The sequence below is a fragment of the Saccharopolyspora thermophila genome, from assembly GCF_014646075.1.
Taxonomy (GTDB): Bacteria; Actinomycetota; Actinomycetes; order Mycobacteriales; family Pseudonocardiaceae; genus Saccharopolyspora; species Saccharopolyspora thermophila.
The window spans coordinates 1-778 of record NZ_BMMT01000050.1 but is presented as its reverse complement, the minus strand read 5'-3'; the positions used below and the strand labels follow the sequence as shown (position 1 = coordinate 778).

Sequence of the window (778 nt, the reverse complement as noted above, 5' to 3'; positions counted from 1 at the left end):
GTGTCGCTGGACAACGACGCGTACGGGATTCTGTGCCGCCCCTTTGCCTGGATGCTCGACCCGGTGGAGCAGCACGGCATCGAAACCCTGCGCACGGCCGTGCAAGCCATGCGGGAGGTCGCCGACAACGTGCGCGACGCGGCTGAGGAGTACCAGGCGGTCGACGACGGCAACAGCGAGGCGATCGGGGGCATCGAGATATGAGCAACCCGCTGGTCGTCACCGGCGACACGCTACCCAAGGACCCCAACGAAACCCCCGACGGCATCAAGGGCATCGGCATCGCCGAGTCGATCCACGACGTCACGTCCCTCAACGACGGCTCCAGCTGGGTCGAGGCCGGTCTCGCCTACGGCGGCCTGGCGATGGAAGCGGTCAGCATCGCCGTCGACCCCGTCGGCACCCTGCTCTCCTACGGCCTGTCCTGGCTCATCGAGCACGTCGAACCGCTCAAGGAGGCGCTGGACTGGTTCGCCGGTGACCCCGACGGCGTCAAAGCCTACGGCGCGACCTGGGCGAACGTCTCCAAGGCGGTGGGCGAAGCTGTCCAGCAGTACGACGCGGCCGTCAAGGCCGACACCGCGCAGTGGACCGGGGCTGCCGGGGACGCCTACCGCAGGCACGCGGCGGAGAAGAGCGAGGCGCTGTCCGGCGCCGCGGAGCTGGCCAACACCATCAGCACCGTCGTGACGATCATGGGCGAGGTCGTCTCCTTCGTCCGCGAGTTCGTCCGAGACCTGGTCGCCGACTGCATCTCCCGGCTCATCACCTACGCCCT

At 68.4% G+C, this 778-nt stretch carries 2 protein-coding genes; both read left to right on the top strand.

Annotation, left to right across the window (positions count from 1 at the left end; genetic code table 11):
* Positions 1–204, top strand: a 204-nt coding sequence (locus IEY17_RS25020) for a type VII secretion target (protein WP_188991938.1), incomplete at its 5' end; no start/stop codon positions are given.
* On the top strand, positions 201–778 hold a 578-nt coding region (locus tag IEY17_RS25015), incomplete at its 3' end, for a WXG100 family type VII secretion target (RefSeq protein ID WP_373289932.1). The genes IEY17_RS25020 and IEY17_RS25015, both read left to right, overlap by 4 nt.